The following is a 19,791-nucleotide window of genomic DNA, read 5'->3' on the forward strand; positions in this document are numbered from 1 at the left end:
GAATTATTTCTTTATTAATAATCAAATATTGTTATGTCGCTAGCATATTTCTATATCGCTTTTTATTTTTATTGTAAAAATAAATTTGATTGATATATTTAATTGGAGATGAATTGTTACGTTCATCTTATTGTAATTACAGGGCGTGATTATAATATTAAAGATGCATTAAATTATTTTGACAAGGATGTTATATGTATAATATATCAAAGTTATTAGAAATGTGGGGGGCATGGATTGTTAATAATCCTAATATACTAATTTTATTTATTGATATTAATAAAGAAATAATTCCTGAGCGCATCAGAAAAAGAGAGGTATGTAGTATTCATCAATTATTAATTATAAATTCTTTAATATCTAAACTGATGAAAAAGAATAAAAATGATTATAATCTTCTTATTGATTACTATGTTAATGGAAAAACATTTATTCAATTATCGAAACTACACAATTGTTCGGATACTTACATTGGAAAGAAACTAAAAAAAATTGAAGGTGTAATTGAAGGTATGCTGATTTTTTTAGATATCCAACCTGATTTTTATAATATATGAAAATAAAGCTTTACGATCGTAAATAAAAGATTAATCTAGCAATGACTCTCTAGAAAGATATATAAGAAACATATTTTTCTTTATTAAGAGTACAAGTTAGCAGGAAGCTAACATAGTAATGATTAATATCAAATCCAAGGAGTGGAATTATGTCTACAAAAAATCCTATCGTTTTAGTACACGGTTTAGCTGGCTTCGATGATCTTGTTGGTTACCCTTATTTCTTCGGTATTACAAAAGCATTAAAGAGAGATGGGCATCGCGTTTTTACAGCGTCACTTTCTGCATTTAATTCTAATGAAGTGCGCGGTGAACAGCTATGGGAATTTGTGCAAAAAGTATTAAAAGAAACGAAGAGTAAAAAAGTAAACTTAATTGGTCATAGTCAAGGCCCATTAGCTTGTCGTTATGTTGCAGCGCTTCATCCTGAAAGTGTTGCCTCAGTAACTTCTGTTAATGGTGTTAATCATGGCTCTGAAATTGCTGATTTAGTGCGTCGTATTTTACATAAAGATAGCATGCCTGAATATATCGCTAATACAGTAACGAACGCCATTGGTACAATTATTTCTGTATTTTCAGGTAAAGCAAGTAATTCACAAAATGCAATTGCTTCACTAGAAGCACTCACAACAGAAAATGTAGCAGCATTTAATAAAAAATATCCACAAGGATTACCAACGGTACGTGGTGGTGAAGGCCCAGAGATAGTAAATGGTGTTTATTACTATTGTTTTGGCAGTTATATCCAAAGCTTTCTTGCAGGAAATAAAAGCAATCTTCTAGACCCAACTCATGCCGCAATGTGTGTATTAGGTGCTTTTCTTAATGAGAAGCAAAATGATGGTTTAGTAGGGCGTTCAAGTATGCGATTAGGTAAGTTAATTAAGGACACTTATAACCAAGATCATATTGATATGGTTAATCAAGTTGCAGGTGCTGTTAGTGGAAGAGAAGATATTGTCGCAATTTATACTCGCCATGCTAAATTTTTAGAGAGTAAAAATCTTTAAAATAGAATAAAATTTTTAAATAAATATTATTTATAGATGTAATTTAGTGGCACTTAATAATATATTAAGTGCCACTTTTTATGTTTATAATTAAGAATTATTTTCATTATAAACGGAAACAGAAATGTTATATCCTAATAAATAAAGTGCTTGTTCTAAATTATCTATTTTAGAGCTTTGATTAATATCGACTAATCGCTCAAGCTGAGCACTTGTTAAATTCATTTTTCTAGCAAGTACCGATTTTTTTGTTTTTGTCTCTAATATTGCATTGTGTAATGCTATTTTTAAGCAACTAACAACAGGTAAATAAACAATAAAGTCACCAGGTTGTGCGGGTGATGGAGAAGGAATAAGCGTTTTACCAGAAATAAACTCATCAAGACCTGCATGTAAAATATCAGAAGCCTCTAGTTCTATATCGTCCTCTGTATAAGCAACAGCATGTACATTATCAAAATCACGATAAGTGATTTCATAGGTTTCACTTTCTTCATCAAAACTTGCTACTGCAGGATAATTAAACATAAATGACCTTGTTAAGTGAAAATATTGTATAACGTATAAGAACATTTTATTAATAATAATGCAGTTTTTGTAATTAGTATAAAAAATCAGCACAATTATCTAATTGATATTCAATAATAAGTTTATGATTAAACCATACTTAGCAGATTTTATCTTTATTTCTGCTTAAAATTAAAAAAATGAAAATATGAATATGTAGCCATAATAATAGATAAATTGAGTTTTTGATTAAAAATAAGCCAGTATTATTGGTTCTATTCAATGTCTTTTAGGAAGGAATATTTATGTACCCTGTTGATTTACATGCCCACACTATTGCAAGCACTCATGCCTACAGTACGGTTAGTGAATATTTTCAAGAAGCGAAGCGTAAAGGGATTAAGCTATTTGCTATTACTGACCATGGCCCTGATATGGATGATGCACCACATGAATGGCATTTTTCTAATTTACCTGTGATCCCAAGAATTGTTGATGATGTTGGTATTTTATATGGTATAGAAGCAAATATTAAAAATATTAAAGGTGAAACGGATTGCAGTGAGAAAATGGCAAGTAAATTAGATATTGTACTTGCTGGATTTCATGATCCTGTAATGAAATCTCTTGGCCTCGCTGATAATACAAAAGCATTAATTGCAACAATAAATAGTGGTTTAGTGCAAGTTATTACACACCCTGGTAATCCTAAATACCCTATAGATATAAAAGCAGTGGCTAAAGCCGCCGCGAACAGTAATGTCGCCTTGGAAATGAATAACTCATCTTTTATTCATTCAAGAGTAGGGAGTGAGAAAAACTGCATTGAAATCGCAAAAGCAGTAAAAGAGGTAGGTGGTTTTATTGCACTAGGCTCTGATTCTCATATTGCGTCTTCATTAGGAAATTTTGATCGAGTACTTGATGTATTAGCACAAGTCGAATTTCCTCATGAGCGAATTTTAAATAAAACACCACAGCGATTACTTGAGTTCTTACAATCTCACGGTAAAAAAAATATTCCTGAATTTAGTGATTTTTAATTGGAGCTATTTATTTAATATCTTATCAATGAGTTAATTTCTCGCCCAAGAAAGGGCGAGATTATCAAGCATTAATAATTTGGTAAAGGGGTAACATAGCTGCTCCCCATGATGCGCTTTCAGCTCCCATATTTGAATGCGTTAACTTAACTCGAGGTCTTTCTTTATCAAGTCGCTGATCAAGATATAATTCAATATCTTGTACTAAACGTTTTGTAATGAGTTTTGGCATTGAGCCACCAAGAATAATTAATTGCGGATCTAGCCATGCTAAGCATCCCATTACAGTTTGTTCAACTTGTTGTTGTGCGCGTTTATACCAAGTTTCGATAATGGGATGATTATTTTTTATTAATTCAGGGAGTTTTTCTTCTTCAAATCCAGCCTCGTTGATAGCACCAAGTAGATCTTTATAAGAAGGGCGAGGTTCTCCTGTTGGAAATGCCATGCCAACTTCACCTGCATTTTTAAAACCACCTCGTAAAATCTTGTTATCTGCAATTATTCCTGCACCAATACCATATCCTAATTCTATTAAGGTAATATCTTGATATTCATTCCATTGACCAGAATATAATTCACCGATGGCAGAGGCATTAGCATTATTTTCTATCCATGCTGACCAAGGTAAATTTTCTTCAAAGGCCATTTGTAGATCGATATCTCGCCAGCTTTCAAGCCATGTAACACACTGCCTTTTTTTACCATCTTGTTTTAAAAAACCAGGAACTGCATAGCCAATACCAAGAATACGTGCATGTTGTAATTTTAATTTTTTGAGTGTTTTATCAACCATCTTTTTTATTTGTGTAAGTGTAATATCAAGAGGTTGATTTTCTCTATGTATCTCTGAGTGACTAAAAAGCTTTTTTCCACAAAAATCAACAAGTGTGATATCAATAAATCCTGCACTAAAAGAAATACCAATTGAACAGGCACCGCCAGGATTAAGCTTTAGGGGAAGTGAAGGCTGGCCTCGTTGACCCATATTTTTTTCACCTTCAATAATTAAGCCTGAAAATAGTAATTCTCGACACTGTTGTGTTATAGCGCCAGGTGTTAGCCCCGCTAATTTTGATAATTCAGCTCGTGTAATAGGAGCATGACGTCTGATTAATTCGAGTAATAATTGTTGTGTCGGTTTTAAATCGACTATTTCAGGGCTCGTTGTCATTGTTATTTCCGTAAATTAGCTAATATTATTCCCAACGTAATCCAGCATCTTCAATAATTGACTGTAAATAGGGTATATCATCATGACTGATAATATCGATAAGTCCATATTGGAGCCAATTTATAATTTCACTTCGACAATCATGTCCAAATTTAAGAAGATAATTTTCTAGAGGAAATATACCATTTTTGCATTCATGTAAATATAACCTTACACCAAGACCGGCTTCTTTATAACGAACAAGATCATCAATATGTGTATATTCATATTCAATACAGACACAACTGGCGTTAGATCCTTTTACTGCTGCAAGTTGATCGTTATATCTTTCTAATGTCACCACTTGTAAGGCTAATTCTGGAATTTGTTTTTTTACTTGGTTAATTAAAACATGATTAAACCCCAATAACTGAATGTAGGATATAGCCTCAGGTATTGAGTTTAATAGTGTAACGAGATGATAAATAAGATCTTCGGTGCGTCTTCTTTGTTTTATTTCAACAATTAAACCGACATCATGATGAATAGCCCAGAGTAGTACATCACTTAATAATGGTATAGGTGTACCAGCAAAATTAGGATGAAATTTAATACCAAAATCATAACGTTGCAATTGTGAGTATGTCATTAATTCGACATATCCAGTGCCTGTTGACACTCTATCAATACGATCATCATGTATCACTACAAGCTGATTATCAGCAGTTAAACGGATGTCTATTTCAATACAATGCGTACCAGCATTTAAGGCGCCAACAAATGCTGGCATGGTATTTTCTGGGTATTGACTACTGTAGCCTCGATGACTATTGGCCAATATAATACCTTGATCTGCACGATGAAAATCAAAAGTCATAAAATATATCCTTTTTTTGTTAATTAAATTTAGCATTTAAATTTAGTTATCTAAAATGATATTTTCGATGGATTTCTATTTTATTATTAACTATATGAAATTAAATGAAATATAATTTTATTTTTTCTCTATTTTCATTTTAATGGGTTTTGTCACATTTTTTTAATATTTAATGTGTAAATTTAACTTGGTTAATTTCATTTAGGAATGCTATGCATGTCTACGTTAATACTTAATAATATTACGAAGCAATTTGGTGACTTTTATGCTGCTCGAGATATTAGCTTTAAAGCTGAGGAAGGGGAGTTTGTCACGTTATTAGGCCCTAGTGGCTGCGGAAAAACGACGCTTTTAAAGATGATTGGTGGATTTCATCAACCTGATAAAGGAGAGATTATTCTTAATGGCAAACAAATTAATCATTTACCACCAGAAAAAAGAAATACAGCAATGTGTTTCCAGTCTTATGCTTTATTTCCACATTTAAATGTTTCTCATAATATATGTTTTGGTTTGAAACAAAAAAGGATCTCGATAAAAGAACAGCAAGAACGATTAAAAATAGCGTTAAAACAAGTAGGGTTAGAAGATCAACGTCTTAAAATGCCAGCGCAACTTTCAGGAGGACAACAACAAAGAGTGGCTTTAGCAAGAGCGATGATTATTAGACCTGATTTAGTATTATTTGATGAGCCATTATCGAATTTAGATGCAAAATTACGTGAAAGTGTACGTTTTGAGATAAAAGAGTTACAGCGTTTATATGGATTAACGTCTATTTACGTTACACATGATCAATCTGAAGCATTATCGATGTCTGATAAAATTATTGTTCTAAATCAAGGAGGTATTGCTCAAATTGGTTCACCAGAAGATATTTATTATCACCCCGCTAATCGGTTTGTCGCTGATTTCATTGGTGCAGCTAATATTGATATCGCAGATATTTTTCCTGCCATTCAACCAAATTATTATCATGTAAATTGCACTTTAGGGAAGTTTTATGTCAAATCACTCACGCCACCAGCATCAACAAAATGCTATATCTGTTGGCGACCTGAAGATGCCCAATATATTGCTAACCCATCACAATTAGAAAATACGTTTTCTTTGTTTATAAATAAAATCGATTTTCTTGGTAATTTAACGCAAGCATGGGCTTCTAATAAAAACAACACATTATCAGTTCGCTTGCAGTTGATAAAGAAACCACCAATTATCTTAGATTCATGTGCCACATTCTACCTCCCTGAAGAGGCAATTCATTTCCTTGAACCTGTTAAGGAGAATTTATCATGAATTGGCGCAATGAGATAAAAGCATGGCTGCTCCTTTTAAGTGGTTTAGGTACTATTTTGTTATTAATGGGGTCAACTTTTTATGTTGTAATCGCACAAAGTATTGGTTATTTCAATATGACTGGAGATAGTCAGTTTTCGTTAGAGTACTGGCTAAATATTATCTCTGAACCTGTTTTGCTTAGCGCTTTAATTTATACCGTTAAAGTATCTGTTTTAGGCTCGTTTGGCGCTGTATTACTGTCTTATCCCATTGCATTATGGTTACGAAAACCGCTTTATGCCAAAGAAGTTGTTATTGGCATACTTCGAGCGCCCATGTTTATTCCTGGATTAGTGGCTGCCTTCTTATTTGTTAATATTATTGCCTATCATGGTGTTATTAATGGCGTGTTACAGTCATTAGGTATTATTGATGCACCTTTACGCATGCAAAATGATGATTTTGGATGGGGTGTTATTATATTACAGATTTGGAAGAGTCTGCCTTTTGCCTTGATATTAGTTGGTGGTGCCGTTAATTCTATTCGAGATGATATTTTAGATGCAGCAAGTAATTTTGGTGCTAACCGTTGGCGTCGCTTCATTGATGTAATTTTTCCTCTAACCTTACCTGCTGTACAAGTTTCCCTTATTTTAATTTTTATTGGTGCTGTGGGGGATTTTGCCTTTTTCTCTATTGCTGGTCCTCGAAATACGTATTCTCTTGCGCGTTTTATGCAAGCTAGCGCAATGGAATATGGTGAGTGGAATAATGCCGCTGTTATTGCAGTGATTATTATGGTTATTTCTGCAATAGGAACATTGCTGATTGCAACTGTTTTAACACCTTTATCTAGGAAAAAGGGAGAGGTGAAATGAAAACAGTAAACGGTAATAAAGTGATAAAAATTTCTCTGATCTTCTTCCTTATTGTCAATATTATTTGGTTAGGTTTACCTTTTTCGATGGCAATTCTTTGGTCATTAGTGGATCCTCAACACCCTTGGAGTTATCCCGATTTATTTCCACCAGTACTTTCATTTGAACGTTGGCGATTAATGTGGGAACAAACGTCACTTTCTCAAGCATTATTTAATAGTTATACCATTGCACCTACCGTTTCTATATTAAGTGTTATTTTAGCAATACCAACTGCATATGCTTTTGGTCGAATTCAATTTCGCGGAAGAGCTATTGCACAGATGCTAACGCTTATTCCATTAGTGATGCCAGGAATGATTATTGGCATATTTTTTAGTGCAATGTTAATTACTCTGGATATCAGTTCTCCTTTTATTAGTATTGTTATTGGTCATACTGTTTTAACGTTACCTTATTCAATCCGAATTATGTCAGCTGGATTTCAGTCTATTCCGCAAGATATTATCGATGCATCAAGAGATATGGGTGCTAGTTATTGGCGGACTTTTTGCCATGCCTTTTTACCGATGTTAAAGCCTAGCTTATTGGCATCACTCATTTTTTGTTTAGTACGAAGTCTTGAAGAATTTAGTATTTCGTTTGTATTAGGCTCCCCAGATTTTATAACCGTACCAACAATTCTTTATTCTTTTTTAGGCTATTCCTTTGTTAGGCCTGATGCGGCCGTCGTTTCAATGATCCTTGTTATTCCTAATGTGATATTAATGATAATTATTGAATTACTGTTGAAAGGAAATTATCTGTCACAATCGACTGGCAAGGCATAAAGCAACTTGGAGTAATGAATATGAAAGTAAGTCATTTAGTCTTATTGCTAGGAATATTTGCTTGTCGTGCTGTTTATGCTCAAGAGAATACAACCTCAGCACAAACTACATCTTCTTTAGAGAAATCCGATTGGAATGAAGTGGTTAAACAAGCACAAAAAGAAGGGGGATTAGTATTTAATATCTGGTATTTACAACCACAATGGCGTGCTTTTGTTAAGCCATTTGAAGAGGAATATGGAATTAAAATTACTATTCCTGAAGGCACTATCGACGGCAATATGAATAAGTTGCTAGCTGAATCTAAAAGAGAAACAGGAAAAATGGATGTTATGGCTCTCTCTGTTTCGCAGTTACCGATAATAATAAAAGCAAATGCTATTAGACAGTTAACTTGGCTTCCGGGTTATGAATCAAGTATCAATTATATACAAAGCATTGATACACAAGGTTATGCCGTTGCTTTTTGGGGTAATCAAACGGGTTTTGCTTATGATCCACAACAAATAGGCAATACTCAATTACCGCAAACACTTAATGAATTACAGCAGTTTATAGAGACTCATCCGCGACGTTTTGGATATAACGATCCTAATAATGGTGGTGCAGGAGAAGCGTTTATTCAACGTATTGTCACGCTAAAAAGTGGTGAGTTTGATAGTCATGCAAAAGACATTGATGCAAATGTTATAAAAGGTTGGTCTAAAGGATGGTCGTGGTTTGTTGATAATAAAGACAAGCTAACACAAACCGCATCAGGTGCCGATAGCCTTACACGTTTAAATGATGGTGAGCTGATACTTGTGCCAGCTTGGGAAGATCACTTAAGAGGGCTACAACGGAGTGGTGCAATTACATCAAGATTAGAGTTTTACATACCGCAATTTGGTATGCCAGGGGGCGGAAATGTGGTGGTGATGGCAAATAATAGTCCACATCCTGCTGCTTGTGCTGTTTTTATTAATTGGCTCATTCAACCTAGTACTCAACTCGCTTTAAAAGAGACATTTGGTACAGTGCCAATGATAAAAGAAATGCCTGAAACACGTCGTAATAGTCAGGCAGAAGAAGTTCAGTTTTATGGTAAAGAGTACAGTATGCAGTTTAGAAAAGAGTTTGTGCGTAACGTAACGATGAAATAGTGCACTCGCGTTATAAATATTAAATCATCATTAAATTAATCATTTTTAATTTTTATATTAAGACACATAAAACTTAATGGGTTTTAGTGGTTTTATGTACGCGCTATTTATTTAGCATGTACTCACATTCTTAGTCTTCATTTATATGAAAAGGATATTTTAATAATGAAAAAGATAAATCGTTTTAAATGCCAATCTGTCGCATTATCGATGATTTTGGCAACAGGCCTATGTTATGTAGCACAGGTAAAGGCGGATGTTAGTGATTGTATACCATGGGAAAGACAGTACGATGAATTATTTTTAGTTGGTAAAGAAGACCGAGTTATTACCGTTCGACATCGTGGTGATTTTACGACAACAGTTCCTGAAAATAGCTTGGCTGCATTTCGTCTTTCTTATGATAAATGTCGTGCAGCTATTGAAACGGATGTTCGAATACTTAATGATGGCAGCTTAGTGGTTTTTCACGATGTTAATATCGGAAAAATGCTAGTGCCTGGATATAATGCAATTGATAATACACCGAGTAATCCCCTGTTAAAAACGATGTCACTCGAAGAATTACAGAAATTAAAGCTCGTAAATATTGCAGGTAAAGTCACAGATCAATCGGTTCCTACTGTTAAAGAAATGCTTGAGGATTACCTTAAATATGGTGGTCGCTCTTTAATCTATCTTGAAGTGAAAGATCCTGCCGCTATTTTAAAAACAGCAAAAGTTGTAACTGATCTTTCTAAAAAAGATAATTCAATTTTAAAAAGAGTCATTATCAAATTTAATATGGCAGAGTTTCCTACACCTAATTTATGGATTGCAGGATTACAGTCTGTGGGTGCAGATGAAAGGATCATGGCTAACCCCGTTATTAGTCCAGGTGCGATGAAGAAAATTGATCAACTGCCACGTATTCCTGAAATACCAAATCGTGGATTCTCGGATAATACCAGTCGAGCCGTTGCTTGGTGGGCATTAAGTGATATTCAGCGTTGTCCGACAATTGAAGTTGTTATTAAAGATTCGTCAGGGTTTGATAAAGTGATGCTGAAAACCTCTAAACAGGGTGGATACTATGCTCCAACAGAGGTGTCGATAGGAAATACTTATTCAGGTATCACAACGACTATGGCACGCTTGGTTGCGATTGTTAAAGAATACAAAAAGCCACTGGGAGTTTTTGTTCCGGTTCCTGATTATATTCTTTGGAGTAATGGTGTCATTATGGGAACGACTGTACCAAGCTTATTTACTAAAAAGCAGTTTGATATCAATGCTGCTTTTTATCATAACACTTCAGAATGTTGTTATGCACTTACAGATAGGTTTGCACCGGGTGAAACGGATGACTATAGAGAAAATGTTGCTTGGCAACAAAGTTTAAAAGTCAATATTATCACAGCAGATGATACAGATAGTATTGATACTTACTTTGAAGAAGAGGGACTCCTTGATACTTTTGCGATACCCCATCCAACAAAGCCAAGCCCTAAAATGCATTCTAAACTTTCTTGGGATCTTGGATTTGTCGAAAAACCTAAAGAACAATTTGTTCGTATAAAAGTCTGGAAAGGTGAAAATGCGAGTGAAGATAAATGGGGGAAAGGATATCCTATTTGTTTATGGGACAATCCACATTCAGACTCATATGCTTGGATTTATACCTGTGAAACAGATGCCGCTAATAAGGCTATTGAAGCAGGGTATTCGCGTGATTTAGTCACCCGTGTTGTACAAAATGATACTTGGAGTAAAGAATACGGTGATCTTATTCAAATTACTTCACCGCGAATAGAAATCGTTGATGGTAAAGAAAAAAATGTACTTTGGTGTCTAAATGGTCGATTAGACTACGAGAAAAAAAGTATGAGTTGGGTTAAAGAGTGTGATCCTGCAAATAAGAATACACTTTTTATTCGTACAGATTCAGTTAGTTATGGTTCAATCGCATCTTCAACGATGCATGAAGTTCCCATATATTTGGCAGGCGCTACTTTTGGATGGAAAGAATATAATGGTCTTCTTTATAGTAGAGTCACGGCTTCATATTTGGGTGATGTTGGTAAATGGGGTGAATGGAAAATAGATCCATCTCCAGTTGATGAGGTAGAAGAGTAAGTTACTTACTAAATATTTATTCGGCCACCGGTTTAAATAAGGTGGCCGAAACCAATACTACTATTGGTTGATATTACAGACTAAAAATTGTTAATGCCTTTTTTAATCTATCAGACTGAGTTTGCAATAAGTCTAATGAACTCACTAAATCTCTAGTCATTGTTGAATTTGCTTGTGTTGTTTGATCAAGTTGATTAATGGCATCTTCTATTTGAGCAATGCCGTTTGATTGTTCATTAGTAGAGGTAGAAATATCGTTAATTGTATGATTAATCTGCTCAGTTTTTTGTGATATATCAACCATATTATCATTGGCATCAGCGGTTAACTCAAAACATTGATTAATTTTTTTACTTGAATTAGCGATAAGCACTTTAATTTCTTTAGAGGCAAGATTACAGCTTATTGAAAGCTCGCGCACTTCTTTGGCAACGACAGCAAAACCTTTACCATGTTCACCCACTCTTGCAGCTTCAACGGCAGCGTTTAATGCTAATAAATTAGTTTGAAAGGCAATATTATCAATAGTGGAGGTAATATCATTAATTTTTTCAGCAAATGCGACTACATCATGCATATTTTCAACAACATTTGATAATTTTTCATGGCTTTGATGAACCATAGCATCTGTTTTTGTCACTAGTTCACATGAACTATGTGTATTTTCTGCATGTTGTTTTGAAGTAACACTTAGTTGTCTAATGCCTGCTGATGTTTCAAGTACTGCGGCTGATTGTTGTTCTACACGTACAGCTAAATTGTTGTTCATTACGGCGATATCATTGAGTTCGGAATTTATATTGTTCGCACTTTGGCTGATATCATGAACAATAACTTTTATCTGATCCTTCATTTTATCAATATTAAAAATCAGTTGTTTAATTTCACTTAGCCCTTTGATATTAATGTTAGTTGATAGGTTTCCATCACTAATATCCTTTATACCTTGTATTACCTTATCTAAAGGTGAAATGAAATATTTACGCAAAATTATCTGAACTAACAAAGAAACAATAACAATCAAAATGGCGATAATAATTAGGCTATAGATAATTTTTTTATACAAAGCCTCGCTATGCTCAAGTGATATCGTATAACGATTTTTGAGTTGCTGGTGGTAATTATGATAAGCATTTTCAAAGTCATCTTGAAAAGATTGAGTTGGCTGATTTAAATACTCATAAGTCATGCCATTTTCAAGAAAGCCTAAAAATTCAATGAGTGCTGAATTCAGTGCATTATATTTTTTTTCTAATTGTTCAATATAATTTTTGTCTTCAGCAAGATAGGGGGCTGTTTTAAATGCATTCCAGCTAGAGGTGACTTGTTCTATTTTTTCTTTACTTTTGTCTAATAAAGCTGTGATATCAGTATCTGCGGTTGCCATTTTATTTATTATCAACAAATGACGAGAGCTTGCTCTATTTAATGTATTACGAGTCTGAAGTAAGTTTTCCCATGTACCATTTAAAAGTGAATCTTGTGTATAAATGAGATCTAACTCATTTAAATTTTTTCTATAATCGTTGATTGAAGAGATAAACAATATACAGGCTAAAATAAGTAATCCGATCAACGAGCTAGTCATTAGCCAAACTAAAGTAGTTGTTTTCAAACTAGATATATTAAAAGAATGGTTTAGCAAATAACGTTGTTTTAAGATCTTAAACATAAAGAGTTATTTCCTTTTATCATAAAAATACAACGACTAATTTATTGATTTTTCTATGTTATATTTTTACTTCCTGTAAATTTGATGGATAAAAAAAAGAGTAAAAAAATAATGGTAGGGTAGAAAAACTCTTTAATTTAGTACCATATATCCTTTTTCAAATACTAAAAAATAGTATCGGCATTTTATAAATATTCTTTATGGTTATTTATAAGTCTGATTAATTTATATTCTATATAAAAAATGTGTGAGAAATATTTTCATATTAATCATCATGTTATGATTTATTCCATAGTGAAAAGAAAAAATCAACTTATAAAAAATCATATAAAAATTATGATAAAGAAGGCTTATTGTTGTAGTGAATAAGAAAACAATAAGGAAATATGAGGAGATAAAGCGGAAATAAAATAATTTCCGCTTTGTTAATTTCTTTATATTTGTTGTATGGAGGATGTTATGTTAATAAAAAGATAAAATTTAAATAACTCAATATAATTAAAGAGAAATACCTGAAAATGACATAAAACCAAGTGACATTAATCCAACGGTAAGGAATGTCGCACCTAATCCTCTCAACCCTTTAGGAATATCGGAATATTTCATTTTTTCACGTAGCCCAGATAAGGCAACAATAGCAAGCAACCACCCAATACCACAACCTGCACCATAAGTAATAGATTCAGTGAAAGTATAGTCTCGTTCAACCATAAAAATAGTTGCACCAAAAATAGCACAATGTATTGTTAATAAAGGTAAAAATATTCCTAACGAATGATAAAGAGAAGGAATAAATTTATCTAAAAACATCTCTAGTATTTGAACTAAAGCGGCTAAAACACCAATAAAAGTAATATATCTTAAAAAGCTAAGATCAATGCCTTCAACAATAGCATCTTTTTTTAAGATAAAATGATAGATTAAATTATTAATAGGTGTCGCAATGACTAATAAAGCGGTCACTGTTAAACCTAATTTAAATGAGGTTTTTACTTCTTTAGAGACAGCTAGAAAAGTACACATACCTAAAAAGAAACTTAAAGCCATGTTTTCAATAAACGTCGCTCTAATAAAGATATTTAGGTGATTTTCTATCATAAATCCTCCCTTATGTATGCTTTTTTATTAATTCTAATAAAAACATTGTGTTAATGTAAGGGTAATATTAATTATATTTCTATTTTTATAGTAAATATTTATTTATTCACTATGAAAATATAAAATAAAATCATTACTTATCAGTGTGTTATGATGAGATAGATATGAAAATAAGGCATTTAATTTATTTTTATATTAGAAAATATAAAAATATGGGTTTATGTTAGTAAAAATATTTCTATTTGAGTCTTGTTTAGATGATTAAACTATTTTTTTCATATATTTTAATTTTTATTACTGGAAAATATAATAAAATATAACATATTTAATTTTATGTGAAATTGAAAATAATGAGTCAAAAAAAATTTATTACTGCTTCTGAGCGTAATCATAAAAAACACATTAGATGGGAATAAAAAGATAGGATAAATTCAAAAATTAAGAAGAAAGGGGCTAATTGCCCCTTTTTATTAGAAAATACCGGTGAACGGATTCCAAGTTTGGTCACCTTTCAATTCTTTTCTATAATATGCATAGTTCGCGGTAATTGCCCATAATGCATTTAGAACAATACTAATTGCGTTAATAATATTGTCATTAATGCCTAAGGATTCGATTATAAGGCTAACAACAAGAATGATGACGACATTAACGGCAAATAAGGTTAATCCTTTTCTCCATAAGCCTAGAATAAGGAAATAAATAAAACCAAAGAAAAATGCCCAAATATTAAATCCAACTAGGATACGTTTTCCAAATGGAAGACTTTTATAAGCTGCTTTGTATTCAGGGGATTTAGGACTGCCATTTTTTTCAAAGAACTCAAAGCGCTCTTGCCATTTAGCTGAATATTCTCGATTTTGATTCATCATAGTTTCTTTTAAATATGTTAAGAAAAGTAGGGTAGCTTTTAATGTTAAAGTGGCATTTTTACATAAATAGTAATCCCAAACAATATAAATTTATTAAGATCAAATCAAAAATTATATCTCTATAATATTAGATTAAATAAATACTTAACTTTAAATTTTAACAATAATCTTATAGTAAAAATATTATTTTATGTTGATGTGCTAAAGGGGATATTTTAAACATTATCTTCTAAGATATGAGGAAAATGATATGAATATTTATCTAAAAATGAATGGAAGATAAGAAATCTGAATTACGCTTTATTTCAGATTTCTTATTTCTAAATGATATAAAGAAATTAACGTACAACTAATACTGATGTATTAGCGTAGCTAACAACAGACGATGCTGTTGAGCCCAATAAATAGCTTTTCATTCCTGGATTGCGAGAGCCAATAATAATAAGTTCAGCTTGTATTTTTTGGGCTGTTTCTAAGATTTTTTCACGAGGATTACCAATGGCAACATAAAATTGTATAGTGCTATTTGGAATTTCAACATGAGAAACTCCCTCTTTTAATGTTGATAATGCAATTTCGATACGTTGTTTATCGCTTGCTAGTCTATCTTGACCAACAAAGGCAAATCCTACAAAGGATTCATAACTTGGAATAACAGATAAAAAATGAATGTTAAGTTCATCAGCACAAGATAGCGATTTCAGATGTGAAACTACTTTGTCTAATAGACCAAGTTCTGTAAAATCCACAGGTACTAAAATAGTTTTTGTCATAGTGGCTCCTAATTTACCTTATATTATGATTAGGACTTTTAATTTCTATTCTGTATAATGTTCACTTGATCAATTTTATCAGCTAAATTCGAAAACGACACAAAAACACTATAAAAAAACAATTATTTTTATAATTTGAGAGATAAACACTATTTTTATGAAATAATTGAAATGTTTCAATGGATTGCACCCAAAAAAATGTTATTAAATTTAATAAAGATAAGTGAATAATAAAGTAGCAGATAAGCTTAGTAATCATTTGAAAATAATTAATTGCTTTGTTTGTTTTAATTTATATTTAAAATTAATTACACTAAATTTATCTTTAACATACTTTTATTGTTATATAATTTATTATCATTATTTATTACAAAGCATAAATAATTAAAAATAAAACGATGAACAAGATGTTTTTTTTATAAATTCATCTATATCAATAGGTTATGATATTTTTGTTATTATTTGCAATAAAGAGTATTCTTAATGATAATCAATCTTATTTTGTTTTAAATTACAAAAATAATTATTGGAAATGAGAGTTGTTATTATTTTTATTTAAAGTCATTTAAAAGAAAAAATAAATTAATTTGTAATGAAAAAGCTATATTTTTATTTTTAAGTATGCATAATGTCGGTAATGTTAATTTTGGTTACTAGGAAAGTTAAATATGTTACATCAAGATATGATTAATAAATTAAATGAACAGCTGAATTTAGAGTTTTATTCAGCAAATCTTTACTTACAAATGAGTGCTTGGTGCGATGATAAAGGATTTGAAGGCGCAGCTAATTTTTTAAAAGCACACTCTAAAGAAGAAATGGAGCATATGCAGCGCTTATTTAACTATTTAAGTGATACTGGCGCTATGCCATTACTTGGTGCAATTGATGCTCCACCATCAGAGTTTTTATCGTTATCTGATTTATTTGAAAAAACATACGAACATGAAAAGTTTATTACTGCTGAAATCAATAAACTTGCACATCTAGCAATGACAACACAAGATTACTCAACATTTAACTTCTTACAATGGTATGTTGCAGAGCAACACGAAGAAGAAAAATTATTTAAATCTGTTCTTGATAAATTTGCTATGGTTGGTGAAAGCGGTAAAGCATTATTCCTGTTAGATAAAGATTTAAATAGATTATCAGTAGAAACGCACATTTAATAATTGATAACTCATTGATTAGTAATCTTTAATTAATTTGTAGTATTGATAATACTTTATGCCTCGCTAAATTTAAATAGCGAGGCATTTTTATATTTGTCATTACTAACAAAATCTATATAAATAGATATTAAATCGTAATTTACTAATAAAATATTTATTATTCCCATATTTATTAAGGTTATTTTTTTGCTTGTTATTTGAACGCTTTTTAATTTGGCTTATGGCGTGATTTTGCAGTGTATTGAAGTGTTTAGAGTGTCAATAATCGTATTATCTTTTTTCGAAGTGTAAAAGAGGGTGATATTTGAAACAGAACTTGCTTTAAATAAGATATATTTGAGTGCTAGTTCACAACCTTTTATTTCTACTCAGGATAAACCGAGATCTTGAAATAAAATTATTATAGAATATTTAAACAAATAAAATAATCACCTGTAATTTGAGAGGACATTATGTCAATTAAAAGAATTAAAACATCATGGGGTAAATTATCTGCTATCGCAGTTTTATTCCTAGGTATGTCATGCCAACAAGCTTTAGCTCACGCACATCTAAAATCACAATTACCAGCAGAAGGTGCTTCTATTGAACAAGCTCAAGCACCTAAAGTTATCACCTTAGATTTCTCTGAAGGTATTGAACTTGCATTTAGTAAAGTCAAAGTGATGGATTCTAAAGGTAAAGAAATTACTGTCGGTAAATTAAGTTTAGATCCTGTAAATAACACCAAACTGTTATTACCTTTAGAAAGTAAATTAGCAGAGGGTGATTATTCAGTGGATTGGAGTGTTGTTTCTGTTGATGGGCATAAAACAAAAGGTTCTTATCAATTTAGCGTAAAATAATGACTCCTGAAGACGTTTATATTTTATGTCGTTTCTTCCATTTTGTGGCAGTCATGTTTATGTTCGGACTGAGCTTATCGGCTGCCATTCTTGCAAAAGATAATTTTGTACCTTTAATACAGGTTCGTCTACGTCCAGCACTTGCAATTAGCACAGTTACTGTTTTTATTACGACTTATTTATGGATGATGACGCAATCTGGCATGATGGGTGATGGATGGAGCGATTCATGGTCAGCTGATATATGGAAAGCAGTATTAGGGACCGCTTTTGGTCAAATTTGGCAATGGCAGTTACTATTAGCAACGCTTGCTTTGCTCACTCTTTTTATTCGCCAGCGTAATATCCGAAACATCGGCCTATTATTAATTGCAACTTGCATGCTGATTTTACATGCCTTCACGGGGCATAGTGCTATGTTCAATGGTGCTGAGTCTGTCATATATAAAGTCAATCAAAGCATTCATCTTTTAAGCGCAGCATATTGGTTTGGTGGCTTATGGCCGTTTGTCGTCTGCTTACAGTTTTTAAGAAATAAAGAAGAGCTTGCTGAAGGTATGATAAAGCCAATTATTGGCACAATGAAACGATTCTCTATTTTTGGTCATATCGCTGTTTTACTGGTTATTGTCAGTGGCATTGTTAGCGCTGTGATGTTGATACCAGGTTGGCCTAAATTCCAATCTATTTCCGATTATCAAAGCATGCTGTGGTTGAAGATAGCTTTTGTTGGTCTAATGCTAATCCTAGCAGTAGTTAATCGTTATATTCTAGTTCCTCATATTCGCAAAAAAAATAATTTTCAGTGGTTGTTAATTAATAGTTGGTTTGAACTATTACTTGGCACTATGGTTATTTTTGTTGTTGCTATTTTTGCGATTAACTCTCCTACCTAGAGTGTTATATAATCGTAAGAAATCAAACTGATTATAAGTGAGAAATAACATGAAACGTTTATTTTTAACGGGTATGTTAATGTTTTTTTCGTTTCAAGCTTTCAGCGCACCGATTTCAACGGTAAGTAAGCTTCAATTTGGTGATAATTGGCCCTTTACTCGAGAAGAGGTGATGCTTAATTGCCGTAGTGATGGTGCATGGTTTGTCATTAATCCCGCAACATTAGTTCAGTATCCCCTCAATGATATAGCCATGGAGCAAATGAAAAGTGGCAAAGTTAATGCCCAGTTAATTGATATTATCGTTTTACCTGATCCTAATAACGCTGAAGAGAAAAAATCGCTAGATCCTATCAAACGTGAATTTAGCTCGTTGTGCACTAAAAATTAAACAATTGTTTAATTTTTGCGTATGTTGATTTTTTTCTTTTATTACATTGAGTTATAAAAATCGATGACAGATGAAAGAATTTTTTTAGTTAAATATGTGCAAATGTTAAAAGTTTACTGGAATTTTACATATTGTTAGCTATTCTTTAACAAGATAGATCGAGGAAGTTATAGGGAAGATAAGTATCAGTATTGTTTATATCTTTCAATCGATAATCTAGCATAAGTAACATCCAGCAGTAATTTTAGCGCACGGCTCACAATATAGAGCCTTTTCCCTAAGCCAGGTAAATGATTTACCTGGCTTTTTTTATCACTTAACATCGTATCAAGCCACTTTTAAGATCCAGTGATGATTTTCTTTATCATAAGCATGGCGATAAAGTAGGATATTTTTATCCTTCAATTGCGCTGGAATACTTGTATTATCATCCCATCCATCTAATTGCATACAAAATTCTTTGTCATAATCGCATGGGATATGGATATAAATTAGTTGGTTATCACCAGAATGTTTTAATGTCACATCTTCGATTTCATAATTCGCAATCTTTAATATAGTCTTATTCATAGCTAAGCTCCAATGCAGGTTTTTTATTGAGTTATGTTATATATACAGCAGGTTGTCGTGAGTATTGAGTTGTAAGGTACTTTTATGAAATGGTAAAAATACG

Annotated in this window: 20 protein-coding genes; 12 read left to right on the forward strand and 8 right to left on the reverse strand. The window is 32.1% G+C overall.

The genetic code is table 11. The annotated features are described in order from the left end of the window. Positions 1-194: 194 nt before the first annotated feature. Both M983_RS15310 and M983_RS15315 read left to right on the forward strand, forming a co-directional pair. Complete coding sequence (locus M983_RS15310) at positions 195-557, forward strand: antiterminator Q family protein (protein WP_157091980.1); 363 nt, start codon at positions 195-197, stop codon at positions 555-557. Positions 558-706: 149 nt separating this feature from the next. Then, on the forward strand, positions 707-1,570 hold the full coding sequence (locus M983_RS15315) for a triacylglycerol lipase (RefSeq protein ID WP_066752901.1): 864 nt from the start codon (positions 707-709) through the stop codon (positions 1,568-1,570). A 90-nt stretch (positions 1,571-1,660) separates the two neighbouring features. Here M983_RS15315 and M983_RS15320 read toward each other — a convergent pair whose 3' ends face one another. After that, positions 1,661-2,098, reverse strand: a complete 438-nt coding sequence (locus M983_RS15320; protein ID WP_066752904.1) for a type II toxin-antitoxin system HicB family antitoxin — start codon at positions 2,096-2,098, stop codon at positions 1,661-1,663. 284 nt (positions 2,099-2,382) lie between these two features. On the opposite strand from M983_RS15320, the gene M983_RS15325 reads away from it, so the two are divergent. Then, positions 2,383-3,120, forward strand: coding sequence for a phosphatase (locus M983_RS15325; RefSeq protein WP_066752907.1), 738 nt, complete (start codon positions 2,383-2,385; stop codon positions 3,118-3,120). Positions 3,121-3,184: 64 nt separating this feature from the next. On the opposite strand, the gene M983_RS15330 is transcribed toward M983_RS15325, so the two are convergent. Further along, positions 3,185-4,294 (reverse strand): ROK family transcriptional regulator, encoded by a 1,110-nt coding sequence (locus tag M983_RS15330; RefSeq protein WP_066752910.1) that lies wholly within the window; start codon positions 4,292-4,294, stop codon positions 3,185-3,187. A 25-nt stretch (positions 4,295-4,319) separates the two neighbouring features. Then, on the reverse strand, positions 4,320-5,150 hold the full coding sequence (locus M983_RS15335) for a glycerophosphodiester phosphodiesterase (RefSeq protein ID WP_066752913.1): 831 nt from the start codon (positions 5,148-5,150) through the stop codon (positions 4,320-4,322). A 216-nt stretch (positions 5,151-5,366) separates the two neighbouring features. Between M983_RS15335 and M983_RS15340 the strand changes: the two genes are divergently transcribed. From M983_RS15340 to M983_RS15360, 5 genes are all read left to right on the forward strand, one after another. Then, positions 5,367-6,449, forward strand: a complete 1,083-nt coding sequence (locus tag M983_RS15340; protein WP_066752916.1) for an ABC transporter ATP-binding protein — start codon at positions 5,367-5,369, stop codon at positions 6,447-6,449. Next, the gene (locus M983_RS15345; RefSeq protein ID WP_210433255.1) at positions 6,443-7,309 is read left to right on the forward strand and encodes an ABC transporter permease; all 867 of its coding nucleotides are present in this window, start codon (positions 6,443-6,445) and stop codon (positions 7,307-7,309) included. The genes M983_RS15340 and M983_RS15345 overlap by 7 nt, the downstream gene beginning before the upstream one ends. Next, on the forward strand, positions 7,306-8,139 hold the full coding sequence (locus M983_RS15350) for an ABC transporter permease (protein WP_066752921.1): 834 nt from the start codon (positions 7,306-7,308) through the stop codon (positions 8,137-8,139). The genes M983_RS15345 and M983_RS15350 overlap by 4 nt, the downstream gene beginning before the upstream one ends. A 20-nt stretch (positions 8,140-8,159) precedes the next feature. Next, on the forward strand, positions 8,160-9,281 hold the full coding sequence (locus M983_RS15355; protein WP_066752926.1) for an extracellular solute-binding protein: 1,122 nt from the start codon (positions 8,160-8,162) through the stop codon (positions 9,279-9,281). Between the two features lie 165 nt (positions 9,282-9,446). Beyond that, a complete protein-coding gene (locus M983_RS15360) occupies positions 9,447-11,396 on the forward strand; it encodes a glycerophosphodiester phosphodiesterase family protein (RefSeq protein WP_066752928.1) in 1,950 nt (649 codons plus the stop codon). A gap of 73 nt (positions 11,397-11,469) precedes the next feature. Here the strand turns inward: M983_RS15360 and M983_RS15365 are convergent, their stop codons facing one another. From M983_RS15365 to M983_RS15380, 4 genes are all read right to left on the reverse strand, one after another. Beyond that, positions 11,470-13,068 (reverse strand): methyl-accepting chemotaxis protein, encoded by a 1,599-nt coding sequence (locus M983_RS15365; protein ID WP_066752931.1) that lies wholly within the window; start codon positions 13,066-13,068, stop codon positions 11,470-11,472. Positions 13,069-13,566: 498 nt separating this feature from the next. Then, complete coding sequence (gene nqrE / locus M983_RS15370; protein WP_157091981.1) at positions 13,567-14,166, reverse strand: NADH:ubiquinone reductase (Na(+)-transporting) subunit E; 600 nt, start codon at positions 14,164-14,166, stop codon at positions 13,567-13,569. Between the two features lie 470 nt (positions 14,167-14,636). Further along, a complete protein-coding gene (locus tag M983_RS15375) occupies positions 14,637-15,035 on the reverse strand; it encodes a DUF2628 domain-containing protein (RefSeq protein ID WP_066752935.1) in 399 nt (132 codons plus the stop codon). A 341-nt stretch (positions 15,036-15,376) separates the two neighbouring features. Then, positions 15,377-15,811: a universal stress protein gene (locus tag M983_RS15380; RefSeq protein WP_066752938.1), complete on the reverse strand. Its 435-nt coding sequence runs from the start codon at positions 15,809-15,811 to the stop codon at positions 15,377-15,379. Between the two features lie 668 nt (positions 15,812-16,479). Between M983_RS15380 and ftnA the strand changes: the two genes are divergently transcribed. The 4 genes from ftnA to M983_RS15400 all read left to right on the forward strand — a co-directional run bounded on the left by ftnA (position 16,480) and on the right by M983_RS15400 (position 19,118). After that, positions 16,480-16,983 (forward strand): non-heme ferritin, encoded by a 504-nt coding sequence (ftnA, locus tag M983_RS15385; protein WP_066752941.1) that lies wholly within the window; start codon positions 16,480-16,482, stop codon positions 16,981-16,983. A gap of 455 nt (positions 16,984-17,438) precedes the next feature. Further along, positions 17,439-17,831, forward strand: coding sequence for a copper homeostasis periplasmic binding protein CopC (copC, locus tag M983_RS15390; RefSeq protein ID WP_066752944.1), 393 nt, complete (start codon positions 17,439-17,441; stop codon positions 17,829-17,831). Continuing rightward, a complete protein-coding gene (gene copD, locus M983_RS15395; protein ID WP_066752947.1) occupies positions 17,831-18,727 on the forward strand; it encodes a copper homeostasis membrane protein CopD in 897 nt (298 codons plus the stop codon). The genes copC and copD overlap by 1 nt, the downstream gene beginning before the upstream one ends. A 49-nt stretch (positions 18,728-18,776) precedes the next feature. Then, positions 18,777-19,118 carry a YebY family protein gene (locus tag M983_RS15400; RefSeq protein WP_066752950.1) on the forward strand — a complete coding sequence of 114 codons (342 nt, stop codon included), beginning with the start codon at positions 18,777-18,779 and terminating at the stop codon, positions 19,116-19,118. A gap of 327 nt (positions 19,119-19,445) precedes the next feature. Here the strand turns inward: M983_RS15400 and M983_RS15405 are convergent, their stop codons facing one another. Continuing rightward, complete coding sequence (locus M983_RS15405; RefSeq protein WP_066752953.1) at positions 19,446-19,688, reverse strand: DUF1480 family protein; 243 nt, start codon at positions 19,686-19,688, stop codon at positions 19,446-19,448. Between the last annotated feature and the right edge of the window lie 103 nt (positions 19,689-19,791).

Source organism: Proteus myxofaciens ATCC 19692, from assembly GCF_001654855.1.
Lineage (GTDB): Bacteria > Pseudomonadota > Gammaproteobacteria > Enterobacterales > Enterobacteriaceae > Proteus > Proteus myxofaciens.